The sequence below is a fragment of the Flavobacterium sp. W21_SRS_FM3 genome, assembly GCF_052113625.1.
Lineage (GTDB): Bacteria > Bacteroidota > Bacteroidia > Flavobacteriales > Flavobacteriaceae > Flavobacterium.
This window is the reverse complement of record NZ_JBGQOD010000001.1, coordinates 41,019-65,552: the sequence shown is the minus strand read 5'-3', so window position 1 is coordinate 65,552 and position 24,534 is coordinate 41,019. Positions and strand designations below refer to the sequence as shown.

Annotated in this window: 22 protein-coding genes and 1 tRNA gene; 11 read left to right on the top strand and 12 right to left on the bottom strand. The window is 33.6% G+C overall.

The window, feature by feature from the left end; translation table 11 throughout:
* The 3 genes from ACEN2K_RS00295 to ACEN2K_RS00285 form a co-directional block, all read right to left on the bottom strand.
* Positions 1 to 1,344: a TolC family protein gene (locus tag ACEN2K_RS00295; protein ID WP_441757312.1), complete on the bottom strand. Its 1,344-nt coding sequence runs from the start codon at positions 1,342 to 1,344 to the stop codon at positions 1 to 3.
* Positions 1,344 to 1,940 (bottom strand): TetR/AcrR family transcriptional regulator, encoded by a 597-nt coding sequence (locus ACEN2K_RS00290; protein ID WP_441757311.1) that lies wholly within the window; start codon positions 1,938 to 1,940, stop codon positions 1,344 to 1,346. Before ACEN2K_RS00290 ends, ACEN2K_RS00295 begins: the two co-directional genes overlap by 1 nt.
* A 200-nt stretch (positions 1,941 to 2,140) precedes the next feature.
* Positions 2,141 to 2,683 (bottom strand): YceI family protein, encoded by a 543-nt coding sequence (locus ACEN2K_RS00285; protein ID WP_441757310.1) that lies wholly within the window; start codon positions 2,681 to 2,683, stop codon positions 2,141 to 2,143.
* A 159-nt stretch (positions 2,684 to 2,842) separates the two neighbouring features.
* Between ACEN2K_RS00285 and ACEN2K_RS00280 the strand changes: the two genes are divergently transcribed.
* Positions 2,843 to 3,817: a polyprenyl synthetase family protein gene (locus ACEN2K_RS00280; RefSeq protein WP_441757309.1), complete on the top strand. Its 975-nt coding sequence runs from the start codon at positions 2,843 to 2,845 to the stop codon at positions 3,815 to 3,817.
* Between the two features lie 87 nt (positions 3,818 to 3,904).
* Positions 3,905 to 4,258, top strand: a complete 354-nt coding sequence (locus tag ACEN2K_RS00275; protein WP_441757308.1) for a hypothetical protein — start codon at positions 3,905 to 3,907, stop codon at positions 4,256 to 4,258.
* A 6-nt stretch (positions 4,259 to 4,264) separates the two neighbouring features.
* On the opposite strand, the gene ACEN2K_RS00270 is transcribed toward ACEN2K_RS00275, so the two are convergent.
* Positions 4,265 to 4,810, bottom strand: a complete 546-nt coding sequence (locus ACEN2K_RS00270) for a hypothetical protein (RefSeq protein WP_441757307.1) — start codon at positions 4,808 to 4,810, stop codon at positions 4,265 to 4,267.
* A gap of 117 nt (positions 4,811 to 4,927) precedes the next feature.
* On the opposite strand from ACEN2K_RS00270, the gene ACEN2K_RS00265 reads away from it, so the two are divergent.
* Positions 4,928 to 7,702 (top strand): 2-oxoglutarate dehydrogenase E1 component, encoded by a 2,775-nt coding sequence (locus ACEN2K_RS00265; RefSeq protein WP_441757306.1) that lies wholly within the window; start codon positions 4,928 to 4,930, stop codon positions 7,700 to 7,702.
* 82 nt (positions 7,703 to 7,784) lie between these two features.
* Positions 7,785 to 9,011, top strand: a complete 1,227-nt coding sequence (gene odhB, locus ACEN2K_RS00260) for a 2-oxoglutarate dehydrogenase complex dihydrolipoyllysine-residue succinyltransferase (protein WP_441757932.1) — start codon at positions 7,785 to 7,787, stop codon at positions 9,009 to 9,011.
* Positions 9,012 to 9,074: 63 nt separating this feature from the next.
* Here odhB and ACEN2K_RS00255 read toward each other — a convergent pair whose 3' ends face one another.
* Positions 9,075 to 9,815, bottom strand: coding sequence for a hypothetical protein (locus ACEN2K_RS00255; protein ID WP_441757305.1), 741 nt, complete (start codon positions 9,813 to 9,815; stop codon positions 9,075 to 9,077).
* A gap of 33 nt (positions 9,816 to 9,848) precedes the next feature.
* Positions 9,849 to 10,289 carry a retropepsin-like aspartic protease gene (locus tag ACEN2K_RS00250; protein WP_441757304.1) on the bottom strand — a complete coding sequence of 147 codons (441 nt, stop codon included), beginning with the start codon at positions 10,287 to 10,289 and terminating at the stop codon, positions 9,849 to 9,851.
* Between the two features lie 159 nt (positions 10,290 to 10,448).
* On the opposite strand from ACEN2K_RS00250, the gene ACEN2K_RS00245 reads away from it, so the two are divergent.
* The 4 genes from ACEN2K_RS00245 (at position 10,449) to ACEN2K_RS00230 (ending at position 13,572) form a co-directional block, all read left to right on the top strand.
* Positions 10,449 to 11,216 carry a TatD family hydrolase gene (locus ACEN2K_RS00245; RefSeq protein WP_441757303.1) on the top strand — a complete coding sequence of 256 codons (768 nt, stop codon included), beginning with the start codon at positions 10,449 to 10,451 and terminating at the stop codon, positions 11,214 to 11,216.
* Positions 11,217 to 11,276: 60 nt separating this feature from the next.
* Positions 11,277 to 12,419 (top strand): 1-acyl-sn-glycerol-3-phosphate acyltransferase, encoded by a 1,143-nt coding sequence (locus tag ACEN2K_RS00240; protein ID WP_441757302.1) that lies wholly within the window; start codon positions 11,277 to 11,279, stop codon positions 12,417 to 12,419.
* Positions 12,403 to 13,434 (top strand): asparaginase, encoded by a 1,032-nt coding sequence (locus tag ACEN2K_RS00235; protein WP_441757301.1) that lies wholly within the window; start codon positions 12,403 to 12,405, stop codon positions 13,432 to 13,434. Before ACEN2K_RS00240 ends, ACEN2K_RS00235 begins: the two co-directional genes overlap by 17 nt.
* 53 nt (positions 13,435 to 13,487) lie before the next feature.
* Positions 13,488 to 13,572 (top strand) — tRNA-Ser (locus ACEN2K_RS00230).
* Between the two features lie 83 nt (positions 13,573 to 13,655).
* Here the strand turns inward: ACEN2K_RS00230 and ACEN2K_RS00225 are convergent.
* The 5 genes from ACEN2K_RS00225 to ACEN2K_RS00205 form a co-directional block, all read right to left on the bottom strand.
* The gene (locus ACEN2K_RS00225; protein WP_441757300.1) at positions 13,656 to 14,249 is read right to left on the bottom strand and encodes a hypothetical protein; all 594 of its coding nucleotides are present in this window, start codon (positions 14,247 to 14,249) and stop codon (positions 13,656 to 13,658) included.
* 7 nt (positions 14,250 to 14,256) lie between these two features.
* A complete protein-coding gene (locus ACEN2K_RS00220) occupies positions 14,257 to 14,844 on the bottom strand; it encodes a hypothetical protein (protein ID WP_441757299.1) in 588 nt (195 codons plus the stop codon).
* Between the two features lie 2 nt (positions 14,845 to 14,846).
* Positions 14,847 to 17,900 (bottom strand): hypothetical protein, encoded by a 3,054-nt coding sequence (locus tag ACEN2K_RS00215; protein WP_441757298.1) that lies wholly within the window; start codon positions 17,898 to 17,900, stop codon positions 14,847 to 14,849.
* Between the two features lie 38 nt (positions 17,901 to 17,938).
* On the bottom strand, positions 17,939 to 18,721 hold the full coding sequence (locus ACEN2K_RS00210; protein ID WP_441757297.1) for a hypothetical protein: 783 nt from the start codon (positions 18,719 to 18,721) through the stop codon (positions 17,939 to 17,941).
* 292 nt (positions 18,722 to 19,013) lie between these two features.
* On the bottom strand, positions 19,014 to 19,658 hold the full coding sequence (locus ACEN2K_RS00205; protein WP_441757296.1) for a hypothetical protein: 645 nt from the start codon (positions 19,656 to 19,658) through the stop codon (positions 19,014 to 19,016).
* A gap of 238 nt (positions 19,659 to 19,896) precedes the next feature.
* Between ACEN2K_RS00205 and ACEN2K_RS00200 the strand changes: the two genes are divergently transcribed.
* Positions 19,897 to 20,628: a porin family protein gene (locus tag ACEN2K_RS00200; RefSeq protein WP_441757295.1), complete on the top strand. Its 732-nt coding sequence runs from the start codon at positions 19,897 to 19,899 to the stop codon at positions 20,626 to 20,628.
* On the opposite strand, the gene ACEN2K_RS00195 is transcribed toward ACEN2K_RS00200, so the two are convergent.
* Positions 20,623 to 21,228 carry a hypothetical protein gene (locus ACEN2K_RS00195; protein ID WP_441757294.1) on the bottom strand — a complete coding sequence of 202 codons (606 nt, stop codon included), beginning with the start codon at positions 21,226 to 21,228 and terminating at the stop codon, positions 20,623 to 20,625. The genes ACEN2K_RS00200 and ACEN2K_RS00195 overlap by 6 nt on opposite strands.
* Positions 21,229 to 21,489: 261 nt before the next feature.
* Between ACEN2K_RS00195 and ACEN2K_RS00190 the strand changes: the two genes are divergently transcribed.
* Together ACEN2K_RS00190 and mscL are read left to right on the top strand one after the other, a co-directional pair.
* Positions 21,490 to 23,934, top strand: coding sequence for a bifunctional UDP-N-acetylmuramoyl-tripeptide:D-alanyl-D-alanine ligase/alanine racemase (locus tag ACEN2K_RS00190; protein ID WP_441757293.1), 2,445 nt, complete (start codon positions 21,490 to 21,492; stop codon positions 23,932 to 23,934).
* Between the two features lie 86 nt (positions 23,935 to 24,020).
* Positions 24,021 to 24,440 carry a large conductance mechanosensitive channel protein MscL gene (gene mscL / locus ACEN2K_RS00185; RefSeq protein WP_441757292.1) on the top strand — a complete coding sequence of 140 codons (420 nt, stop codon included), beginning with the start codon at positions 24,021 to 24,023 and terminating at the stop codon, positions 24,438 to 24,440.
* The last annotated feature ends 94 nt before the right edge of the window (positions 24,441 to 24,534 follow it).

The window sequence follows — 24,534 nt, the reverse complement described above, 5'->3', positions numbered from 1 at the left end:
TTAGTTATTTATAAGTGTTTTTAGTTCTCCTTTTGATTTGATTAATTGAATTTCGGCTAATTTGTAATCTAATACTGCCGCAGTATAATTGTTTTGAGCTTCAGTATATGCATTTTCAGCATCTAATAAGTCAGTCAAAGAAGTTAATCCTTGGATGTAATTATTTTTAGTATTGCTTAGTACCTCTTGTGCAAGTTGTGCATTGCTTTTTTGATTATTAATAGTAATGACACTGTTGTCTATCTGCGTTTTAGCATTGGCGAAAGCCAAATCAAGAGACAACTTAGTGTCAATCAGATCTTCTTGAATAGAGCGCAACTCAACATCAGCTTTTCTAACTTTTGAACGAGTGTCAAAACCAGAGAAAATAGGTACTCTTAGATTTAATCCTATAGAAGAGAAATCAGACCAGTAAACGCCATCAGATGGTTTAGCTCCCCAAGGCATTTTAGGTCCTTGTCCAATATAATTGTATCCAGCAGATAATGAAAGTGTAGGATAATATCCTGCGATCACTGATTTCTTTTGAAATTCTAAAAGTTGCTCTTGTTTTTTCATTAACAAGTATTCTGTTCTTGTTTCCGTGTTTGGCGTTTCAGCAAAAACTGCTGGAGTTACTTCAAATTCAGCTTGCGGAATAACAATTTTAGTTTCAATAGGCATACCCATATAGAACTTCAGTGCATTTTCTTGAAGTTGAACCGCGTTTAATACTTGTTGGCGTTGTGTATTGATATTTGATATTTTTACTAAAATCCTATCTAAATCTATTTTTTTTGCCAGACCATTATCATATTGTCCTTTAATAATATTTTTAACCTTCGTAGTGTTGTTGAACGTGCTGTCTAGAACGGTAAGGTTTTGTCTTTGTACATATACCGCATAATAATTATTAGCGACTCTTTCAATTACCTGCTCTTCAGTTAACTGTTCGTTGATCTGGTAGAATTCTCTAGTTGTTTTTGCGGCTTTTAAACCAGTAAATACTGATTGATCAAATAAATTTTGAGTTAAGGAAATTCCAGCTGTTGAGCTCCATTTTTGACCAAAATTAGCCTGAATAGTAGTCCCAGGTTCTCCGCCAAATGAGCCACCATCAATATAAGTGGTTTGTAAAATAGGATTGTAAGTCAAACTTCCATTAGCTGTAATTTGAGGTAGGGCTCTAGAACGAACTTCTTGTATTTGATATTCGCTATTTTCTACTTTAAGTTTTGCTTTTTTAGCATCAGATTTATTTGCTAATGCGTAATTAATCGCCTCTTTCAGCGTTAACGATGTTACTTCTTGTGAATGAGCAGTAATACCCAGAGTCAAGAATGTTATTAGAATAAGTTTCTTCATTATATTGTAAGGTTTAGTAAGTGTTTTTCTAGTTCAATAATTCCTTCTTGAGTCGCCATGGCTCTTGTATGATATTCTAATATTTCAAGCTCTAATTGTTGTCCTTCTTTTTCAGAGCTGGTACTTCCTTTAATGCTAAAAATAAGATTGTAATAAAATTTAGTGTAGTTTTCTGTGTTGATGTTTTTACGGTACAATCCTTGTTTTATTCCTTGTTCAATATTTTTCTTAAAAACGGAATTACATTCATTAATTTCTCTATCAATTACTTTTTCGTAAATCTCCGGATAATGTTTTTTTAATTGATAAACAGGCGAGGTGTCTGAGGATTTAAACATCTCTTTAAACATTTTTCTAATTTCAAAATTCTCTTCGATTGCATTATAATTTTTTGAAATAATTTGATCTATAATTTCATGAACCTCCCTGTGAATCGTATTAGTGCTTTCTTCAATTAGTAATTCTTTATTACAGAAATATTTATAAATTGTTTTTTTTGAAATACACATTTCCCCTGCAATATCATCCATGGTAATGCTCTTAAAACCAAGTTTTAAAAACATTTCACTAGCTTTTGATATAATTTTCTCTTTCATGTTTCTTAATTTTACAAATAAAAATTCCTAACCGGAAGTTTCTTTGATGAGCTGTTTAGTTAATTCTTTGTAAGAATAAAAAGCCGTCATTTTTAGTATTATTGTTATAATTTGGCAAATGTATAGTAGAAACTTTTAACACTAGTTTAGTTTCCATATAATTTAAAGTGATTTAATGTTTACTTAATATTCCAATATAATTATAAGGCAAATTCTAAATTAGCAATCAATTTAATATCTTGCCCTAATGCGATGCCAGAAGTTTGATTGTAAGCATTAGTAGTGAGGTCAAAATCCTTACGGTTAATTTGTCCCGTTACTTCAAATAGTGCTTTTTGCTTTCCTTCATAGGTAGTAATTCCTATTAATTCCGCATCAAGTTCGATCACTTTAGTGATATTCTTGATGGTTAAATTTCCTTTTAAGAAATTAATGTTTTTACTAATTTTTTGAAAGGATGTTGATTTAAAAGTTATTGAGGGAAAGCGCTCTATATCTAAATAGTCATTCAGGATTAATGTAGTGTCAACTTGGTCTAATCGCGTTTCTGTATTTTTAACATCTAGCTGAAATTCAATTGATGCATCTTCTAATTCCTCCTCATGTATCGCTATATGTCCTTTAAATTTGTTGACAGAACCGGCTATGTAAGCAATTATGGAATGTCTTGCTTTAATTAAAACATCAGATTGATTGGAATCAATGGTCCATTTTATGGTGGGATTAGGTAGAGTTGCATTCATAGTAATTGAATCTAATAATGTTAAATTTCGACTGCAAATGTATGACGGAAACTTTGAATACTAAAATAGTTTCCATGGTATTTTATTTTTTTAACATTTCATTAAGATAACGAGTTTGTAATCATCAGTGAATGCTGTAAATTAGCCGAAAAATTAATTATGCATGCCATTGATCAATATCAGGAATTTTTTATTTCATACCTGCAAACACAATCAATTACTAAAGAACCTAAAAATCTTTACGAACCGATAGCTTATATTTTAAATCTGGGAGGTAAAAGAATGCGTCCTGTTTTAACTTTGATGAGTGCTGCAATATTTAATGTGGATTATAAAAAAGCTTTACCTGCAGCAATGGCGGTAGAAGTTTTTCATAATTTTTCATTAGTTCATGATGATATTATGGATGAGGCGCCATTGCGTCGTGGTCATACTACTGTGCATGAAAAATGGGATACTAATACTGGAATTCTTTCTGGTGATGCTATGCTAATTTTAGCCTACCAATATTTTGAACAATATGAACCAGTAGTGTTCATGCAGCTGGCTAAGTTGTTTAGTAAAACGGCACTTGAGGTTTGTGAAGGGCAACAATGGGATGTTGATTTTGAGACTCGTGATGATGTAACGATCGCTGAATATCTCAAAATGATTGAATATAAAACTGCTGTATTAGTAGCTGCTGCTATGAAAATGGGCGCTATAGTTGCTGAAACTTCGGTAGAAAATGCTAATCTCATTTATGAATTTGGTTTGAACTTAGGTTTGGCTTTTCAATTACAGGATGATTATCTTGATGCTTTTGGTGATCCAGAAACTTTTGGAAAACAAGTGGGAGGGGATATAATCGAAAATAAAAAAACCTATTTGTATTTAAAAGCCCTCGCTTTTTCTTCTAATGATGTTGCGGTTGAGCTCAAGCAAATGTTTGCCATTCATCCCGAAGAGAATTCAGCTAAAATAACTAGAGTAAAAGAGATTTTTAATTCATCTGGCGCTTCAAAGGCCACTCAAGATGCTATTCAGGAGTATACTTTTAAAGCTTTTGATACCTTAAGTAAGATGAATGTTGCAGATGATAAAAAAGAAATTTTAAGAACATTTGGTGAAAACTTAATGGGTCGAAAAGTATAGAACAAATGACTGTTTAGTAGGTGAAAAATGGAATTCAGTAATGGAATTAATCTTTTACAGTAAGGAATGCAGTCAAAAAAATAATATATGTTTATAGCGCCTATAAATACAGATCTATTACTTTCTGAAGCAGAAAGCGAGTCATTATACCTTAGCTTGATTGAACAAATTAATAAAGATTTTAATTTGGCTAATGAAGGTATTGATTTCCCTAGAAGTATTTCTCCTGAAGAATTGAAGATTCAGCTACATGAAAAGATTTACCGCTTGATACAGTATAAATTTGCTGAATATTTAAATCTGCTTTATATTATAGATGTTTCAGAAAGTGAAATAAAAAAACTTGATGGGTCTGATCTTGTTATGCTGGCAGAACAAGTTTCTTTTTTAATTTTAAAAAGGGAATGGCAAAAAGTGTGGTTTAGAAATAAGTATAAGTAATTTTTATTAAAAATAGACTCTTAGAAAAGGCATCAAAGCATCGCTATATACTCTTTTATCGTCATCATGCAGTACGTTGTAACGCACACCTATCGTAACATTATTAGTTCGATAACCAGCACCAATGAATAAACCCGTATTCCAAAAACTTTGTGAATCACTATTCGAACCGTCTAAATTGACGTTTACTCTTAGTTCTTCTAGCTCTGCCGAAAGTTGGATTGCTCTAATGGGATTAAACAAAGCAATGATGCTTCCACCATATAAATGAGAGTCATAATAATTTTTTTGGCTTACATAACTGTATTGGGCGCCAAGACCCAAAGCAACATATTCATTGAAATTGTAAATGGCACTTGGAGCGATGGATATATCTGTGTAGCCAGAACCAAATCCTAGTCCAATACCACCTCCAAATTGTACTTTTTGCCAGAAATCACTTTTAGATTTGTAGTTAAGAGGCTGTTGTTGTGCGACTATATTACAATAAGAAAATAGAATTAGTGCAACTAAAACAGATTTTAAAGTGCTTTTAAAGTGCTTTTCTCTCATAAGTATTTTGTTTTTTAACATTTTAACACATAAAAGTATTTAAAAGTAAATGTAAATTTAGTGGATTATTGTACTTTTGCCAAACTATTTTAACAAAAAGTATATTCACTAAATATTATGGATAGGTTTTCATTTTTAAACGCAGCACATACAGAATTTTTTGCACAATTATACGATCAGTACTTAGAGAATCCAGATAGCGTAGAGCCAAGCTGGAGAAGTTTCTTTCAGGGGTTTGACTTTGGAATGGAAACTTATAACGGAGAAAATCCGGTTCAACAAATAGTCAATGAGGTTTCAGGAACAGTTGACTACTCTCAAATTTCTGAAAAACTTCAAAAAGAGTTTAACGTATTAAAACTGGTTGAAGGATACCGTTCTCGCGGACATTTGTTTACTAAAACAAATCCTGTAAGAGACAGAAGGATTTTTGAGCCAAATCTTGATATTACTAATTTTGGACTTTCATCAGCAGATTTAAATACTGTTTTTGATGCGGCCAAAATTATTGGGATTGCACCTTGTACTTTAACAGACATTATAAAACATCTGGATACTATTTACTGCCAGCACATTGGTGTGGAGTATATGTATATCAGAAAACCAGAAATCGTAAAATGGATTCAAGATAAAATTGGGGTTAATGATAACCAACCTAATTTTTCGGCAGAGGAAAAGAAAGCGATTTTAAACAAATTAAATCAAGCAGTTTCTTTTGAGAATTTCTTGCATACTAAATATGTAGGTCAAAAACGTTTCTCATTAGAAGGTGGTGAATCTATTATTCCCGCATTAGATATATTAATTGAAAAAGCTGCTGAGAAAGGAGTGGAGCAATTTGTAATGGGAATGGCACACCGTGGTCGTTTAAATATTTTAGCGAATATCTTTGGTAAATCAACTCAAGATATCTTTGGAGAGTTTGATGGTAAAGATTACGATAAAGAATATTTTGATGGAGATGTTAAGTACCACCTTGGTTTAACAGCTGATAAAATAACAAGTATGGGTAAAAAAATCAATATTAATCTTGCGCCTAACCCTTCTCACTTGGAAACAGTGGGAGCAGTTATCGAGGGGATTACTAGAGCAAAACAAGATAAATATTTCCCAAATGACTTCTCTAAAGTGTTGCCTATCGCTGTACACGGTGATGCTGCAATTGCAGGACAAGGTATTCTTTATGAAATTATCCAAATGGCACAGTTAGATGGCTATAAAACGGGAGGTACTATTCATATTGTAATTAACAATCAAGTTGGTTTTACAACCAATTACCTTGATGCACGTTCTTCTACTTATTGTACGGATGTGGCTAAAGTAACTCTATCGCCTGTATTGCATGTGAATGCAGATGATGCTGAGGCTGTTGTTCATGCCATGCAATTTGCATTGGATTTCAGAATGCAGTTTGGTCGTGACGTATTTATTGATTTATTAGGATATAGAAAATACGGACATAATGAAGGTGATGAGCCGCGTTTTACGCAGCCTGTTTTATATAAAATAATTGCAAAACATAAAAATCCTAGAGACCTTTATGCTGAGAAGTTATTATCAGATGGCGTTATTGACGCTACCTATGTAAACGGTCTTGAGAAAGAATACAAATCTAACATGGAGGTTAATTTAGAAGCTTCTCGTAAAAAAGATTTGACTATTATTACGCCATTCATGAAAAACGAATGGTTAGGTTTTGAACAGGTTACTGATAAGCAAATGTTACAAAAAGTAGATACTTCTTTCTCTAAAGAAGGACTGACTCAAGTAGCAAATGCAGTTTGTAATTTACCATCAGACAAAAAATTTATTAATAAAATCCAAAAACTAATCAACGATCGAAAAACAATGTTTTTTGATACTAATAAATTAGATTGGGGAATGGCTGAGCATTTGGCTTACGGATCTTTATTACAAGAAGGATATGATGTTCGTATTTCAGGACAAGATGTAGAGCGTGGAACTTTCTCTCACCGTCATGCGGTTGTGAAAGTTGAAGACTCTGAAGAAGAAGTTGTTCTAATCAATAACTTAGAAGGTAAAAAAGGAAACTTTAATATCTATAATTCACTATTGTCTGAGTATGGAGTACTTGGATTTGATTATGGTTATGCATTGGCAAACCCTAATACATTAACTATCTGGGAGGCACAGTTTGGAGATTTCTCCAATGGAGCTCAAATTATGATTGACCAGTATATCTCTTGTGGAGAAGATAAATGGAACAATCAAAACGGAATCGTACTGTTGTTACCTCACGGATATGAAGGGCAAGGAGCTGAGCACTCTTCGGCTAGAATGGAACGTTATTTACAACTGTGTGCAAGACAAAATATGTTTGTTGCTGATTGTACTACTCCAGCGAACTTCTTTCACTTGTTAAGAAGACAAATGAAGACCAACTTCCGCAAGCCACTTATCGTGTTTACACCTAAGAGTTTGTTACGTGATCCAAGGTGTGTGTCAACAATTGAAGAATTAGAAAATGGTAGTTTCCAAGAAACTATTGATGATGCGACAGTAAATAAGGCCGATGTTAGAACTTTGGTTTTCTGTACAGGTAAGTTTTACTATGATATTACTGCCGAAAGAGAAAACAACGGGCGTACAGATGTTGCTGTGGTTAGAATTGAACAATTGTTCCCTTTGCCAGTGGAACAACTAAAAGAGATCATCGCATTGTATCCTAATGCCGATGATTATGTGTGGGCACAAGAAGAACCAAAAAACATGGGAGCTTATAGCTATATGTTGATGAATTTCAACTTGGTACAATGGAGATTAGCTTCTTTAAAAGCCTATTCAGCGCCAGCATCAGGAAGTTATACAAGAGCAAAACGCCGTCACGCGGATGCAATTAAAATGGTATTTGATAAAGATTTATTTAGATAAAAAATTAGTTTAAAGTTTAAGGTTTAAAGTTGCCTACAGGCACTTTGAACTTTAAACAATGCAAACCTTAAACAAAAAAAAGATGATTTTAGAAATGAAAGTCCCATCACCAGGGGAATCTATAAAAGAAGTTGAAATAGCAACTTGGTTAGTTAAAGATGGCGATTATGTAGAAAAGGACCAAGCAATTGCTGAGGTTGACTCTGATAAAGCAACTTTAGAATTACCTGCTGAAGCTAGCGGAATTATCACATTAAAAGCTGAAGAAGGGGATGCAGTAGCAGTAGGGGCAGTAGTTTGTCATATTGATACAGCAGCAGCAAAACCAGAAGGTTCTGCTCCGGCAGCAGCGGCTCCAGCAGCAGCTACTGAAGCTCCAAAAGCGGCTCCAGCTCCAGCTCCGGTAGCAGCGGCTCCAGCAGCAACTTATGCTTCAGGAACTCCGTCTCCAGCAGCAAGAAAAATTTTAGACGAAAAAAATATCGCTCCTGCCTCTGTAACAGGAACAGGTAAAGATGGTAGAATAACTAAAGATGATGCTGTAAATGCTGTACCGTCAATGGGAACTCCTACAGGAGGAAGCCGTGGTCAAGAGCGTACAAAATTATCAATGTTGCGTCGTAAAGTAGCAGAACGTTTAGTTGCTGCAAAAAACGAAACGGCTATGTTAACTACTTTCAACGAAGTAAACATGACGCCTATCAACTTGATTCGTAATCAATATAAAGATGAGTTCAAAGCAAAACACGGTGGTGTAGGTCTAGGATACATGTCATTTTTTACAAAAGCAGTAACAAGAGCTTTAAAATTATATCCAGACGTAAACTCGATGATGGATGGTGATTATAAAATTGCTTACGATTTCTGTGATATCTCGATCGCAGTATCAGGACCAAAAGGTTTAATGGTTCCTGTGGTTCGTAACGCTGAGAATTTAACGTTTCGAGGTGTAGAAGCTGATATCAAAAGATTAGCAATCAGAGCACGTGATGGACAAATTACTGTTGATGATATGACAGGTGGAACATTTACCATCACTAACGGTGGTGTATTTGGTTCTATGTTGTCTACACCTATCATTAATCCTCCACAGTCAGGAATCTTAGGAATGCACAACATAATTGAGCGTCCGATTGCTGTAAATGGTAAGGTTGAAATTCACCCAATGATGTACGTTGCTTTGTCTTATGACCACAGAATCATCGATGGTCGTGAGTCTGTAGGTTTCTTAGTAGCTGTTAAAGAAGCTTTAGAAAACCCAATGGAATTATTGTTAGACAACAATCCTAAAAAAGCATTTGAATTGTAATACTATTATTTCTTTCAAATGAAGGAAAATTTAAATCCCGCTTGAGCAATCTAGCGGGATTTTTTAGTTAGTCGTATATTCTACTGAATCAAAAAGTGCATAGTTTTGCTTTTTGGGTATATGATCGCCAATGAAGGTTAGGTTTTCCACACTGCAAAAAATTGCAAACTTCTTTTTGAGTCCATAATCCAGTTGCGCTGTTGCAGCTAATTCATTGTTGATTTTCCAGTTCACGTTGTAATGCCGACTTGGATTTAAACTTAATTCTATCGAAAAAGTGTGCCACTGTCCTCTTTTTATCTTTGCTTTGAAAGATTTGCTAGGATTATCTTGAGACGTCATATGGACAATAAGATCATCCATGGCTGCATCTAGTTCTGTTCTATAAACTTGCTTGCCATAGCCTATTTCAAAATCCAATTCGTGATTGTTACTATTGTATAAAAAGGCACCAATGGTTGCCATGTCGCCAACTCCCATTTCAGGAACGAAGATGCGCCAAGTATAAATACCAGTACTATAAGTTGATGTCGTTTTTACCTTAGAACGATCCCAAGTGTTGGCACGAGTATAAATTTTTAACTGCTCATTTTTTATATGGTAATTGATACTTCCAGATTGCGTAGCATCTTTCCAGCCACTTAAGTCTTTAAAATCCCAAAACTTACTGGTAGGTTTTTTAGATACTTTTGCTGAAAAATTAATAGGCTGTTTTTCTGGTTTAGTCATAATAGTTTCGCCAGCACCACATGAAAAAAATAGTAAACCTATCAATACCCCTATTACTGTGCTGTTTGGTTTCAAATGTGTTGTTTTAAATAATTTTTTAAAGAAAAGTTAGGCTAATAAATATAAGTAATGATTGTAATAATCTACGATTGCTTTCCCTTTCATTAATACATCTGCACCTATAATGCCATGAACAGCTCTTGATTTATATTGCGTTAATGCTTCATTGACATGCGACAAATCAAAGATGACTAATTCAATATCCGAACTTTTCCAGTAGCCCAATTGCAGCTTTAAATTTCGTGCTGTCTGTGTTAACATTCCTGAGCCTCCTGCTCCCGAAGCTTTCGTACTAGATTCTTTTGCTTCAAGCTTAAAAAATTCAATACTTTCAAACCCGATACAACTGTTAGAAGCTCCGGTGTCTAGTATGAAATCTCCTTTTATACCATTAATTTTAGCATGAATTAAGAGATGCTGTGTTTTAGTAATCTTGAATTTTATCCTTTTATAGTTGTTTTCCTTAAGTACATTTTGAAGTTGTTCCATTGAAGCTAAATTCGTTTCAGTAATTATATGTTTAGCAAAAGTGCAAAGCGTTTTCACAAAGATACAGCAAGATTTTAGAATTTACTCGCTTAGAGAACTGCTGTTCTTTGCTAATCTTTGGCTAATAGTTTAGTTTTGTAGCTTAAATGATGATTAAGGATGATGATTACTGATACGCATACCCATTTATATTCTGAAGAATTTGATCAAGATCGTGATGAAATGATGCAAAGAGCGTTAGACGCTGGTGTTTCTCGCTTTTTTATTCCTGCGATAGATTCAAGTTGCACACAGTCTATGTATGATTTAGCGGATAAATATCCTGATAATGTTTTCCTGATGATGGGTTTACACCCAACGTATGTCAAAGAAAATTTCATAGAGGAATTACAGCACGTAGCAGATGAACTGGCCAAACGAAAGTTTTATGCAGTAGGAGAAATTGGCATTGACTTGTACTGGGATAAAACTTACTTGGAGCAGCAGCAAACTGCTTTTAGACAACAAATTCAATTAGCCAAAAAATATAAATTACCTTTTGTTATCCACTGCCGTGAAGCGTTTGATGAGATATTTGCAATCTTAGAGGAGGAGAAAGGGGATGATTTGTTTGGTATTTTTCATTGTTTTACAGGAACTTATGAGCAAGCCTTGCAAGCGATATCCTATAATATGAAATTAGGGATTGGAGGAGTAGCTACTTTTAAGAACGGAAAGATCGATCAGTTTTTAAGTAAGATTGATTTACAACATATTGTATTAGAAACGGATGCGCCTTATTTGTCACCAGTTCCTTTTAGAGGAAAAAGAAATGAGAGTAGTTACTTACCGCTTGTTGTTAGTAAACTGGCGACTATCTATCAGTGTTCAGAAGAAGAAATTGCAGCTGTGACTACAGAAAACTCCAAAGTAATTTTTAGTATTTAAGTACTGAATTCATCATAATTTGATATTTTTTTTGTTCATTTGCCACCTAAAATAACCAAAATGCAAAAATTTGACGCTATTCGGCCATTTTATGATTCAGAGATAAATGACGCCATCTTAAATGTAATTAATCATCCGATGATGAAAGCGATGATGAACTTTACATTTCCAGATTTGGCTGACGATGCCTGGAAAGATCAACTAAGAAAAACACATTCTATACGTGATTTTCAGTGTAATTTTATATACCACACTATTCAAAAAGTGTTAGAAAAAAGCTCTGAAGGATTGACTACTTCTGGTTTTGATAAACTTGAGAAAAACGAAGCTTATTTATTTGTCTCTAACCATAGAGATATTGTCTTAGATACGACTTTATTGAATGTGTCGTTGTTTGAACATGGAATGGTTATGACTGCTTCAGCAATTGGAGACAATCTAGTAAAGAAAGATTTCTTGAATACCTTAGCAAAAATGAACCGAAATTTTCTGGTTCAAAGAGGACTAACGCCTCGTGAAATGTTACAAAGCTCTAAATTACTATCAGAATATATTGGGCACTTAACACAACATGAAAACCGTTCTGTATGGATTGCCCAAAGAGAAGGTAGAACTAAGGACGGTAATGATGCTACAAATCCAGGGGTTCTTAAGATGTTAGCCATGGGATCTGATGAGGCTAACTTGATGGATTATTTTAAGAAAATAAAAGTGGTTCCCGTTTCTATTTCCTATGAATATGACCCAACAGATGTGCTAAAGATTCCGCAGTTAATGGCAGAAGCCAATAATGAAGTATATGTAAAGGACAAGAATGAAGATTTCATGACCTTATTGAGTGGAATAATGGGACAAAAGAAAAAGATCCATATTCACGTAGGAGATGTTCTTGACAAGGAGATTGATTTGATTAAAGATGAATTTCAAAATTCAAACAAACAAATACAAGCTTTAGCGCAAGTAATTGATGACTCTGTGTTGAAAAATTATAAGCTATGGCCTACTAACTATATTGCTTACGATATAGTCAATAAAACTAATGAATACGCCTACTTATATACCGAAAACGAAAAATCGTTATTCGAACGTAGATTGGAGATGAGAATAGATGGCGAAAATCCAGTTGCTTTGCAAGGAATTTTAGACATGTATGCTAATCCTGTTTTCAATAAATTGAAATATAAAAATGAGCAAAAAAGCTAACATTCTATTAATATATACCGGCGGTACTATTGGGATGAGCAAAGATTTTGAAACAGGTGCTCTTAAGGCGTTTAATTTCAATAAATTATTGCAAAAAATACCCGAATTAAAACAGCTAGACTGTGCCATTGAAACCTATTCTTTTGAAGATCCGATTGACTCTTCGAATATGAATCCAGAACAATGGTGTACTATTGCCACGATTATTGAAGAAAATTATGCTTCTTTTGATGGCTTTGTAGTACTGCATGGTTCAGATACAATGTCGTACTCGGCCTCTGCTTTGAGCTTTATGTTGGAAAATTTAGACAAGCCAGTAGTATTTACTGGATCCCAACTTCCGATAGGTGATTTACGTACAGATGCTAAAGAAAACCTGATTACAGCTATTCAAATAGCTTCTTTATTAGAAGATGATAAGCCGGTAATTAGTGAAGTATGTTTGTACTTCGAATATAAATTATACCGTGGAAACCGTACCACAAAAATTAATGCTGAACATTTTAGAGCCTTTACTTCGCCTAATTATCCAGAATTAGTAGAATCAGGTGTGCATTTAAAATTATATCCAGAATTGTTTTTGCCTCTTAGCGAAAAAAAGCCATTAAAAGTCCATAAAAAAATGGATACAAATGTAGCTATCATTAAGATGTTTCCAGGAATGAGTGAAACGGTTTTATCAGGAATTCTATCGATTAAAGGATTAAAGGGAATAGTGTTAGAAACCTATGGTTCAGGAAATGCACCAACCGAAGACTGGTTTTTAAACTTAATGCGAAAAGCAATTAAAGAGGGGTTATATATAATTAATGTTACCCAATGTTCTGGTGGTAGTGTTAATATGGGACAATATGAAACCAGTACTGTATTGAAAGAAATAGGTGTTATCTCTGGAAAAGATATTACTACAGAAGCCGCTATTACTAAATTAATGTATTTATTGGGACATGATATTGCAGTTAAAGATTTCAAGACTATTTTTGAAACTTCATTGCGAGGCGAAATTGCATTATAAGTTCGATTTATTTTCTTAACTCAATTATTTTAGTGTTATTTGCAAAACCAAATAGAGAGGTGGCCGAGTGGCTGAAGGCGCACGCTTGGAAAGCGTGTATATGGTAACATATCGAGGGTTCGAATCCCTTCCTCTCTGCAATAAAATGAATGCTTCCTGAAAGGGAAGCATTTTTTGTTTTATAATTAAAGTACTTAACTGTACAATAACTACCGAGTATTTTACAACGTTAAGCTTGCAGTCACGGTATAATTTATTTCAAAATTATGGGTTCCTGCAGGAGTTAAAGCGCTGGGTTTAATGCGAAATTGGATTGGAATATCAGTCCTACACCCTACAAATTCCATTATTTTAATGGCTTGAGAAGCATTATTAGGCACCACAATATAATTACCACCATTAGAGGGGGTTAAATCTCTGGGTCCTAAGGGTTGAATAGGAGAGCCATCATAAATACTTACTGCAGGGAAACGTTGTCCACTGTTGAATGATGTTTTGGCTTCAAGAATTACATTGGCAGGAGCATTAAGAGTGTTGATATAAACACTATAACGGTACACATTAGCTTCACAATTTAATGCAGAAGAAATACGAGGAAAGGAACGTGGATCTAAAACAAATCCTATTATAGTCGAATCAAAATTACTTTCAAATCCTACCGTGGTATCATCAGCACCCGCTTCCAAAACTACATCATCAACAGTTTGAATAAAACTAGGCATTCCAGATACATCAAGTGTTCCAGGTAAAATTTGTGCTATTGTATAAGAATAGTTTAAAAATAACAAAACGGTCAGTACAAATATCTTCTTCATGTTTTCTTTATTTAATTTCATAAATAATTTCAAAACCCGTAGATAATGAAACTCCATTTGGATTTTCTATGGTACAACGAACTTGGTATCCTGTACCTAAACCATCTCCTGTATATCCGCTTGCAAAATCATACACTAGTACTTGCTCAAAGTTGCTTAAGGTAATGGGATTCGTGTTGGGATTCGCATTGTAAACACCGCCTACATTTGCTCTAGCAATAATTTGTATTTTAATAGCCATGCCAGCGGGTACAGCTTGGTTAGTGTAGACAAAGATTCGGGCATTAGCATAATTTAAAGCTCGGTAAGTAAAATTTAACCAAGTATCTTCATTTATGGAATTTCCTCCAGCTCCGGTTACAGGTAATCCCGCTTCCATATTGCTTGTACTAATGCCAAAACTAATGGAGTTACTCGGGTCAGGTTCAGCATCAATAATAGCAATGGTTTGTAGGTCTAAAACTGCAAAGTTTGAACCTTGGCCACCACCAAAGAGAAAAGTATTGGGGTCATACGCATTAATGGTTTCTTGTGCCAAACACATTATGCCATTTAAAGCGAATAGGATAACTAATAAATATTTTATCTTTTTCATAATTAAGCACCTATTTTAAAGTTTTTACTTTTGAACTGTATTTTGCGTTCTTTGCCTTTTACAATTACTTCTATTATTTCCTTTTCACCTTCACTAACCGTTACTGTAGTTTCTTTATCTAATTCAAAGAATTGATTGCCTTTGTAATGAATTAATGTCAGTTTGTAAGTGCCTGGAACAATGTTTTTAAATTGAAAAGCACCTTTGGCATTGGACTCTACGTTATAAGAAAAATTATCATTTTCTAATTTTAAATATCCTTCAAGATTGTTAATTATAGGTTTGCCTAATTGAGGATAGATTAATTTTCCTGTTACGGTAGCTGAACGTACAAGCTCTATGTTTAAGTCTGTTTTTTGATCTTTCTGAATTGTAACTTCAAAAGGCGTTTGCACAGCAGCTATTATTCCAAAAGGGAGTGTAGATTCGTCCATAAGGATGTAATTTTTTCCTAATGCTAGGTTATTTAGTTCAAAACGACCTTTATCATCTGTGACAACGCTTTTCCCTGCCGCTATTATTTTAATTCCTTTGATGTCGATAGTGTTATCATTCAATTGAACGTATCCATCTACACCACCTTGTTCTAAAATTCTTTTTAAAGGCACTCCAAAAGAATAAGTGTATTTACCAAAAGCTAAAAGCTCTCGTTTATTTACAGCACCTGGGTTTTCGTAATAATTTGCGCGTAATTCAAATAGGTGATTCTTTGCAACTCGTACGGTCAATTTAGCATTAATAAAGTCTCGTCTTAGATAGTTTTCCTCAGGGCTAAAGCCACTGTTATAGGTAGCATTGAAACGAAAGTTCTTGTTGAAGTTATAATTAAACCCCATAGTATATCTAAAATAATTTGTGTTAAAGTTTGATGTAGCATATCGGTTGCTGTAGTTATGATTAACTCCTCCTCTTAAAGATAGATGATCTGAGAAACGGTAGGATGCATTCAGATTGTGTGCGTAAGTGTTTCTATATTGTAAATTGTCGCTTAACAAATTTTGTGTCTTCGCAATTCGTCCATTAAAACTTAAAACAAATGCACTATTAGAATAGAGATACCTATAATCCATTCCATATTCTTTGTAAAAATAATTTTTAGGTTCCAGCTGATCTTCCCTTACTCGCTTGTCAAAGCGAATGTTGATGTAATTTTTTTTACCAAAGCGATAGCCTATTTTCCCATAATAATTTTCATAATACGGCTCAGCTGCAAAAAATAAAGGATCTAATCGTTTGTTGACCTGTGATAAAGTTTGTCCTACTACAAAATCAAATTTATTCACTTTATAATACAAACTATTAGAGTATTGCAAACTGTTACCAATGGTTCCAAAGTAATTTTTACCTGCTACAGTGAAACTACCAGAATACGTAAGGTTTTTATACTTTTGAACCAAGGTAAGATAATTAGCATAGTCGACATTTTTGTTTGTCATACTTGTGGATGACTCGGCGTATATGAAAGTATTCTTGTTTCTATACTCAAAATTAAAAGTGGCAATTTGCCCTTTTTCATCCAGGTTTTCTTCAATATTTTTATTGGCTCCCATAACCGTTCCTTCAGAGCGCTCCACTGCAATTCCTAAGTGTAGCGATTTTGTAAAGTGATAGACGCTTTTAATACCAAAAAGGGCTTCTGAATTAAAACTGTACAGTCTTGGTTTAGAGTAAAAAGCAGATAAAGTCCAATCTTTGATATTTTGGTCGACTTTAAACCCCATTCCATATCTACTGTCAAAACCTAATCGGTTAATATAGTAGGCATGATCTCCTAAATATACCGTTGTGCTGTTGTTGTATTTGTATATTAAACTGTACTGGTCTGTTACTCCAAACCGTTTTAAGTTTTGCTGTTGCGGAGCTCGAATTATAAAATTCAAGTAATTTTTTTTGTTAACATCTAAATAACCATCACCGATAAATTCTGATGAAATGGTAGAAAAGTGATTGTCTTTGTAGGTATGACTATTATAGTTTAAACTTGCTCTAACAGGATATCTAAAGAAAGCATCTTTTTGTTTTAATTTTGAGGGGAATACCTGTGTACTACCAAATGATTTGTACACCTTTTCAGAGGTGTTACTAATAACATTCAAGTAAGTACCAATGTTTCTAAAGTCAAAATATTTAGCATCAGTCTCTTGGTTCAAATCAACTGTTACCTTAGAATTTGGCGCAATTTTGATTAATTTTTCTCCTTTTATATTGTTTTTTGAAGATAAGAAAATTTCTTGTTCAATATTCCCTTTGTTTTTAATTTCATATTTAGCTTCAATAGTTTCTCCAGCTTGCAATTTACTTGGTGTATATAAGTTGTAAACTTCCAAATCATAATTTGCAGCAATAGATAGGAACACTTCTTTAGATACTAATGTAATTCCATTATTGTTTTTTATAGCAATAGTCGCAGCTACTTTTTCAGGTGGGCTATCTGCGGGTATAAAAAGACTAATTAAAACTATTTTCTTTTTGTTAGGTTCTATTGTCCCTAAATCACTTATTGAAATTACTCTCCAGGTTTTAGGTAATAAAGCCTCCGCTAGTAGATTAATAGTTTTTGCATTAGTGTTCTCTACTTCAATAATTAAGGTGTGACTTTTATTAGTTTCATAGGTTTCTTGAAGATTTAGAACACGAATTTTTACTTCTTCAAGTGCAATACTTTTCCGCTGTTCTTGTTTTGAATCTATAAGCGCTTTTTTATTACTATCTTTCATTGCTGTACTATCTTCGCTAGAGTGTAGTATTTCTAGCTTTTTATCTACAAAAAGGCCTGTTTTCGTCACGTTATTTCTTTTAGAAATAGGTGATTTAACTTCTAGTAACTGTGTTTTGTCTTCCTTTTTTTTTGATTTTTTAGCTTCAGAAAAATTAACCTTTTCAGCTTTAATTGAGTCTGTAGTAATTGAGATTTCTTTTACTGTACTATCATAATCAGTATTAGGAAATGAGTGGTTTTCTTTAGTAGCCGCATTAAAATCTTCGGCCTGTACCTCTGTTGCGCATCCTATGCACAAAAGAAGAAATAGAGAGATAATATGTAATGCAGTTTTCATAATAAGCTGTTTTAATTAATTCAAATTTTAGTAGTCCATTATTCTATAGTTAGACTGATATTAGTACCTAAAAACTGATTTCTAGAATCAGCAACTAATAGACATTCGTAATTTCCTTTAGGTAGGGAAGAGATGTCAAAACTGTAGTCTTTACAGAATCCGGGGAACACCATGTTTCTGGCTGTAGCGGTTTCTAATATGTTTTTTCCATTAGAGTCATATATCTCAAGTGATAATTTGACACCTTCAATAAAAAGATTTTGGTTGGTAAGTTTTACTTTTAGTTTTTTGTTATTTCCAGATTTATCCACATCCATTTTTTGAAAATCTAAACTTACTTCATCTAACGAATTGACATTGGTAAGTAAACCTATGGCATATCTAACCTTTGTGTCGAGACCAATGTTTTTAGATAGTTTGTCTTTCTTAATAGGTTTTTCGACATCAATCATTAAACTAGTCCAGTAGGAACCTTTTAATGCTTTGTCTTTGGGAATGGTGATAGCAAATCGGTACACGTATTTTTCTTTTGGGTCAAGTATCTTATCCATCAAGCTACCGTCAAACCATTCTAATGAAGATTGATGATGGGTTTGTTCGTTAGTAAAGATGCGGCTTCCAGTACAAGAGAAAATAGCATCTTTTAAGTCAAAACTTACACGTTGCTCTTCATTTGAAGTATTTAATAAAATAATTTCTCCACGCATCTGATCGCCAGAGTTACCAGAATAAATATGAGTTAATCCATTAATTACAACTACACTAGAATAACTAAGGTTTGAGAAAATAAACAAGGCTACTATTAAGATGTATTTTTTCATTTTTGTAATGTTTTGATTAGATAGAAAGGTTTTTTGTTTTATATACTATCAAAGTTAACAGACACTTCAAGCGTTTTTGGCTTGTTTTCGTTAGTTGGTTGATTAGTGTAGATAAATGGTATCTATTTTTCCTTAAAGGATTTTTAACTTTTCTACTAATTTTAAGTACGATGCAGGTTATAGTAAAAAATGTTAAATTGGAACTTAGTATTGTAGGGTTTATCGGAATGATATAAACTAAAAAAGGTTCTTTACTTTGAGTAAAGAACCTTTTTTAGGGGGCAAAAAGGGATTATATATCGGTTAAAGTATATGTGATAGTTGCTTGGTAACTACCAGCATTGTATGCTGAGAAATTTCCGTTTTGTTCTAAAGTGTAGGTCAGTTTAACACCTTGTGCTTCATCACCAGTATACACACTTTCTACACTATCAACTAATAGGGCATCAACTCCTATAGCAGTAGTTTTTCCTAGAGCTACACCACCAGCAGTTACTGTCCCTGCCGAAGCTACAGTACCTCCATCAGCAATGATTTGTGGCGCTTGGGGTGTAATTCTTAAATCTAAATTACCAGGAAATGTACTTCCAGGTTCCAATTGAACATTAATTTGACGGGTTAGATCAAAGCCATCGGTATTAGCAGCACTGGCAACAACGCTCGTATAATTCAAATATAAATTTGAATAACTCATGTCTTCAAAAGCATAAAGACCTGCTTCAGCATTGTTTCCTAAGATAGTTACATCAGTCATGTCAAATAAAACAGCAGCTGCTTCTGTACCAGTATTGTCATCATAGATATCTAAGAGGGCCACTTCTGGAACATTTACATCTAAAGAGTGAGAAGCAATGTTAGTGTCATTGTTGTCTTGAGCGTTTACATTGTTTACAAATAAGGCTACAAAAGTTACGATTAGTAGGTTAACGTTTTTCATAATACTATTTTTTATTGATTAATATGATGTAAAAGTACTACTGAGTTCCCGTTGTGATTAGTGTTTTTCGTTGGATAGCGTTCAAGTGTAGATGAATAAATGAAATCGCGCTTTTAGATGAAAGACTGTATTGTTGTTTTTACTATTTATGATTTAGAGCATTAGATTTAAACTGCCATACTTTGTAAAAAACCTATATTTGTATAATTATACGTAGCAATTGAAGATATTAAAGGATATGAGAATAGTAATACATAGGAGCAGACTTCAACATATATTAGTACTTAGTTTTCTAGTACTATCTTCTTTTCAAATATTCGCTCAAGGAAAGGAGTTGATAGAAAAAGAATTAGGAGTGAAAGTAGATTCTTTATATAGAGAGGACCAATTTTATTTTAGTTTTACCTACAATACATTACAGCAAAAGCCAGAAGGTGTGTCTCAAAACAAGTTTTCTACAGGCTTTTCTGGAGGTTTTGTAAGAGACATGCCTATTAATAAAGATAGAACTATAGCAATTGCTTCCGGTTTGGGTTTTACCTATAATAACTATATTCAAAATTTAGCCATTACGGGGACTGATCAAGATCCAGTTTATACTGTTATAGATTCAGATACACCATACAGCTCTAATAAGTTTTCTCAATTTTTAATTGAAGTGCCCGTAGAGTTTAGATGGCGCACATCAACATATGAAAGCCACAAGTTTTGGCGCATTTACAGCGGACTTAAATTTAGTTACTTACTATATGACAAGTCTGCATTTACAGATAGTCAAGGTAAAGTTGTGATTACAGGGAACAAGGATTTTAATAAGTTATTGTATGGTATTTATGCATCTGCTGGATATAATACTATGAATGTATATGTGTACTATGGTTTAAATTCAATTTTTAAATCGGCACAAATTGAAGATAAAAGTATCGATATGAAGTCTTTAAACATCGGAGTTATATTCTATATTTTATAACCACAAATAAAGCAATAACATTTGCGGAATACTACCTATTAGTGTCCCAATGACCAATTCCTTTACGGTATGTGCTTGCATTTCTAATCGCGAGGAAGCAACGACGCCATTCATTAAAATTAATAAAGCAATAATGATGGTGTTTTGAGTTTGATCATGTAAATTCATTCCAATAATGAACAATGTTAAGGCGCTAATTCCCATCATGTGAAGACTGGCTTTAGTTTTTACAAACAGCAGTAAAAGTGCAATTAGTGTGCTTAATAGTGCTCCTAACAAAAAGAAGTGCAGTTCTGGATAACGGGCTATAACAATGGTTCTTTTTACTAATAAAATAATCAAGAAGGACTGGATAACTAAAGGGATTTTACGTTCTGAAATTAATGGTGCCATGGCTGAACTTATTCTGCCTGTGGAACGTAAAACAAAGAAAAAGAGTATTGGGACTAAAATTGTAATGATCACAATTTGAAATAATATAAAGACCTTTTCTTCACTAGAAAAATTAGTAGTACTAGAAAAAAGGTAAAATAAGGTGGCGTATACCGGAATAAAAACAGGATGGAAGAGGTAAGAAAATAATGGGAGAATTTTTTTCAAGGTTATTATATTTGGTTAGCCAAACAAATATAATAAATATCCTAAAAAGACTAGGCCGAAAAGCATAAATCCTAAAAGCAATGGCTGTCTCTATAAACTAAAGTTTTATAGTCAGAGCATTTTTCAATTCCCTAAAGAAGTAGTATTTTTGAGTAACTTTCTAAAACTATTAGTGTGATGTATAGCTCTTCTCTGATATAAATACCGTACTAGTAAGAATATTAAAAATGCCTAAAAATAACGCGAATAGCGTGTATCTAAATGAGTATAGCCTTAAAAAATATCGTTCCTGTCATTCAAGCCAAATGGGAAGGAACCCAAAAAGATTTTAAATTCGAAAATATTTCTATCGATAGCCGTTCCTTGCAAAATAGTGCTCACACCTTGTTTTTTGCATTAGTAGGACCTAATAATGACGCTCATGTTTACATTGAGGATTTAATAAGTATAGGAGTTACCAACTTTGTCGTGTCTTATATTCCGTCTGGCTGTGAAGCCAAAGCTAACTTTTTAGTTGTCGAAAACACTTTAGACGCTTTACAAAAATTTGCAGCTTATTATCGTCAGGGCTTTCATTTCCCTATTATCGGTTTAACTGGAAGTAATGGGAAAACCATAGTCAAAGAATGGTTGAATTTTCTTTTAAGCCCCGACTTTAATGTAATCAGGAGCCCTAAGAGTTACAATTCTCAGGTGGGAGTTCCTTTATCAGTGATTGCAATTAATGAAAAACACAACTTAGGGATTTTTGAAGCGGGCATTTCTACTGTCGCAGAAATGGAGCGCTTAGAAAAAATTATCAAGCCTTCAATTGGAATTTTGACTAATATAGGCACTTCTCATGATGAAGGTTTTGCAAATTTAGAAGAAAAAATAAAAGAAAAACTGTTGCTATTTAAAGAATCAGAAGTTGTAGTTTATCAAAAAAGTGCTGTAGTTGCTAAGTACATAGCTCCTGCAACTACATCTTTTACGTGGAGTTTTAAAGAGGAGCAGGCTGATGTTTATATCTATAGAAAAGAAATCAAAGAACAAAATACCAAAATTCAATACCGATATAAGGACGCAAATTATGAATTGAAGATACCGTTTCTAGACAAGGCTTCAGTTGAAAATGCAATTTCTTGTTTAATGGTATTATTGTATTTTGATTATGATCTAGCTACTATTCAGTCGCGTATGCTATTGCTCTTTCCTGTGGAAATGAGGCTAAAAGTGAAAAACGGAATAAATAATTGTAGTCTCATTGATGATAGTTATAGTTCTGATTTTCAATCTTTAAAAATTGCTCTTGATGTACTTGAAAGTCAAAAGCAGTTTCAAAACAAAACCGTTATTCTATCGGATATCTTTCAAAGTGGTTTATCTAATGAAGAACTGTATTCAAAGGTGTCTCAATTGATTATTTCGAATCATATTAATCGTGTGATAGGTATAGGGGAAACGATTACCGCATTTAAGGCCAAATTTGAGAATTGCATTACGTTTCATGATACTGCTGAATTTATTGCCAATTTCGAAAATCTAGAATTTGCTAATGAAACAATATTAATAAAGGGTGCTCGTTCTTTTCAGTTTGAAGAAATCGTATACTTACTAGAAGAGAAAACCCATGAGACGGTATTAGAAATTAATCTCAATGCCATTAGCTATAATTTGAATTTCTTTAAATCAAAGCTTAAGCCTAATGTGAAAATCATGGTGATGGTGAAGGCCTTTGGTTATGGCAATGGCGGTCTAGAAATTGCTAATTTATTAGAGCATCATAAAGTAGATTATTTAGGAGTCGCTTTTGCTGATGAGGGAATTTCATTGAAAAACGGGGGGATTCATTTGCCTATTATGGTTTTAAACCCTGAGAATACTAGCTTTGCTGCTATTATCCAACATCAGTTAGAACCTGAAATTTACTGTCTAAAAGGACTTCATGCTTTCTTGAAAATAGCCAAACAAAAGAACTTACAGCATTTTCCCATACATATAAAGTTAGATACAGGAATGCATCGTTTGGGTTTTGAAGAAGATACAATTGATGAGTTGATTAGTACCTTAAGAGGGAATGAAAACGTTAAAGTGCAAAGTATTTTATCCCATTTAGCAACCAGCGATGATCTAAAACATCGTGATTTTACAGATTCTCAAATTAGTTTATTCGATAAATTATCAACTAAAATTATCACGGAGTTGAATATTAATCCTATTCGTCATATTTTAAATACTTCAGGAATAAGTAATTTTCCAGATTCACAATTTAATATGGTACGTTTGGGTATAGGTCTTTATGGGGTTTCGAATGATCCATCTGAGCAAAAATATTTAGAAAATGTAGGCACGCTTAAATCAGTTATCTCCCAAATAAGGACGATAGAAGCAGGTGAAAGTGTAGGATATGGCCGTAAATTTATGGCCGAAAAAGCGACACGTGTAGCAACGATTCCTATAGGATATGCTGATGGTATTTCAAGAGGATGGGGCAATGGTGTGGGTTTTGTCAATGTTAAAGATAAAAAGGCTAAAATATTGGGGAGTATCTGCATGGATATGCTGATGGTGGATGTTACTGAAATTGATTGTACAGAAGGAGATACCGTTATCATTTTTGGAGAAAGGCCTACCGTTTCTTATATAGCTAAAAAATTAAATACAATCCCATATGAAATCCTGACTAGTATTTCGCAACGTGTTAAAAGGGTCTTTTACAGGTAAGCTTGAAATATTTCCAAGTAAAATGTTAAATTATGTTAAAAATTTATTAATTTAGATTTAAAATTATTTAACTTAAATAAAAAGGTATGGGATTCTTCAGTGATTTTAAAGCATCTTTAATGAAAGGTGATGTATTAAGTTTAGCTACTGCGGTAGTTATTGGTGGTGCATTTGGTAAAATTGTTAGCTCTGCAGTTGACGATGTAATTATGCCAATTGTAGGTTTATTAACGGGGGGAATTGATTTCACTCAAAAATTCATTGCTTTAGACGGAAACAGTTATGCTGACTTAGATGCAGCCAAAGAAGCAGGAGCGGCCGTAATCACTTATGGTAATTTAGTGCAAGCGACGATTAATTTTATAATTATTGCATTCTTTGTTTTTGTAGTATTGAGAGCTGCAGAAAAAACTAAGAAGAAAGAAGAAGTTGTTGCTGCTGCTGCGCCAGCTGGACCAACACAAGAAGAGTTGTTGATACAAATTAGAGACTTATTGAAAAAATAGTTCTGTAAAAATATTTGAAAAAGCCACATCTTAGGATGTGGCTTTTTTGCACATTGTTTTATTTGTAACATTTTGTTATTTTTTGTGAGAGCGA

Bases quoted from the DNA above. Each gene is read 5' to 3' on its own strand.
- ACEN2K_RS00295 (WP_441757312.1), bottom strand. From the start codon at position 1,344: ATGAAGAAACTTATTCTAATAACATTCTTGACTCTGGGTATTACTGCT.
- ACEN2K_RS00290 (WP_441757311.1), bottom strand. From the start codon at position 1,940: ATGAAAGAGAAAATTATATCAAAAGCTAGTGAAATGTTTTTAAAACTT.
- ACEN2K_RS00285 (WP_441757310.1), bottom strand. From the start codon at position 2,683: ATGAATGCAACTCTACCTAATCCCACCATAAAATGGACCATTGATTCC.
- ACEN2K_RS00280 (WP_441757309.1), top strand. From the start codon at position 2,843: ATGCATGCCATTGATCAATATCAGGAATTTTTTATTTCATACCTGCAA.
- ACEN2K_RS00275 (WP_441757308.1), top strand. From the start codon at position 3,905: ATGTTTATAGCGCCTATAAATACAGATCTATTACTTTCTGAAGCAGAA.
- ACEN2K_RS00270 (WP_441757307.1), bottom strand. From the start codon at position 4,810: ATGAGAGAAAAGCACTTTAAAAGCACTTTAAAATCTGTTTTAGTTGCA.
- ACEN2K_RS00265 (WP_441757306.1), top strand. From the start codon at position 4,928: ATGGATAGGTTTTCATTTTTAAACGCAGCACATACAGAATTTTTTGCA.
- odhB (WP_441757932.1), top strand. From the start codon at position 7,785: ATGATTTTAGAAATGAAAGTCCCATCACCAGGGGAATCTATAAAAGAA.
- ACEN2K_RS00250 (WP_441757304.1), bottom strand. From the start codon at position 10,289: ATGGAACAACTTCAAAATGTACTTAAGGAAAACAACTATAAAAGGATA.
- ACEN2K_RS00245 (WP_441757303.1), top strand. From the start codon at position 10,449: ATGATGATTACTGATACGCATACCCATTTATATTCTGAAGAATTTGAT.
- ACEN2K_RS00240 (WP_441757302.1), top strand. From the start codon at position 11,277: ATGCAAAAATTTGACGCTATTCGGCCATTTTATGATTCAGAGATAAAT.
- ACEN2K_RS00235 (WP_441757301.1), top strand. From the start codon at position 12,403: ATGAGCAAAAAAGCTAACATTCTATTAATATATACCGGCGGTACTATT.
- ACEN2K_RS00225 (WP_441757300.1), bottom strand. From the start codon at position 14,249: ATGAAGAAGATATTTGTACTGACCGTTTTGTTATTTTTAAACTATTCT.
- ACEN2K_RS00220 (WP_441757299.1), bottom strand. From the start codon at position 14,844: ATGAAAAAGATAAAATATTTATTAGTTATCCTATTCGCTTTAAATGGC.
- ACEN2K_RS00215 (WP_441757298.1), bottom strand. From the start codon at position 17,900: ATGAAAACTGCATTACATATTATCTCTCTATTTCTTCTTTTGTGCATA.
- ACEN2K_RS00210 (WP_441757297.1), bottom strand. From the start codon at position 18,721: ATGAAAAAATACATCTTAATAGTAGCCTTGTTTATTTTCTCAAACCTT.
- ACEN2K_RS00205 (WP_441757296.1), bottom strand. From the start codon at position 19,658: ATGAAAAACGTTAACCTACTAATCGTAACTTTTGTAGCCTTATTTGTA.
- ACEN2K_RS00200 (WP_441757295.1), top strand. From the start codon at position 19,897: ATGAGAATAGTAATACATAGGAGCAGACTTCAACATATATTAGTACTT.
- ACEN2K_RS00190 (WP_441757293.1), top strand. From the start codon at position 21,490: ATGAGTATAGCCTTAAAAAATATCGTTCCTGTCATTCAAGCCAAATGG.
- mscL (WP_441757292.1), top strand. From the start codon at position 24,021: ATGGGATTCTTCAGTGATTTTAAAGCATCTTTAATGAAAGGTGATGTA.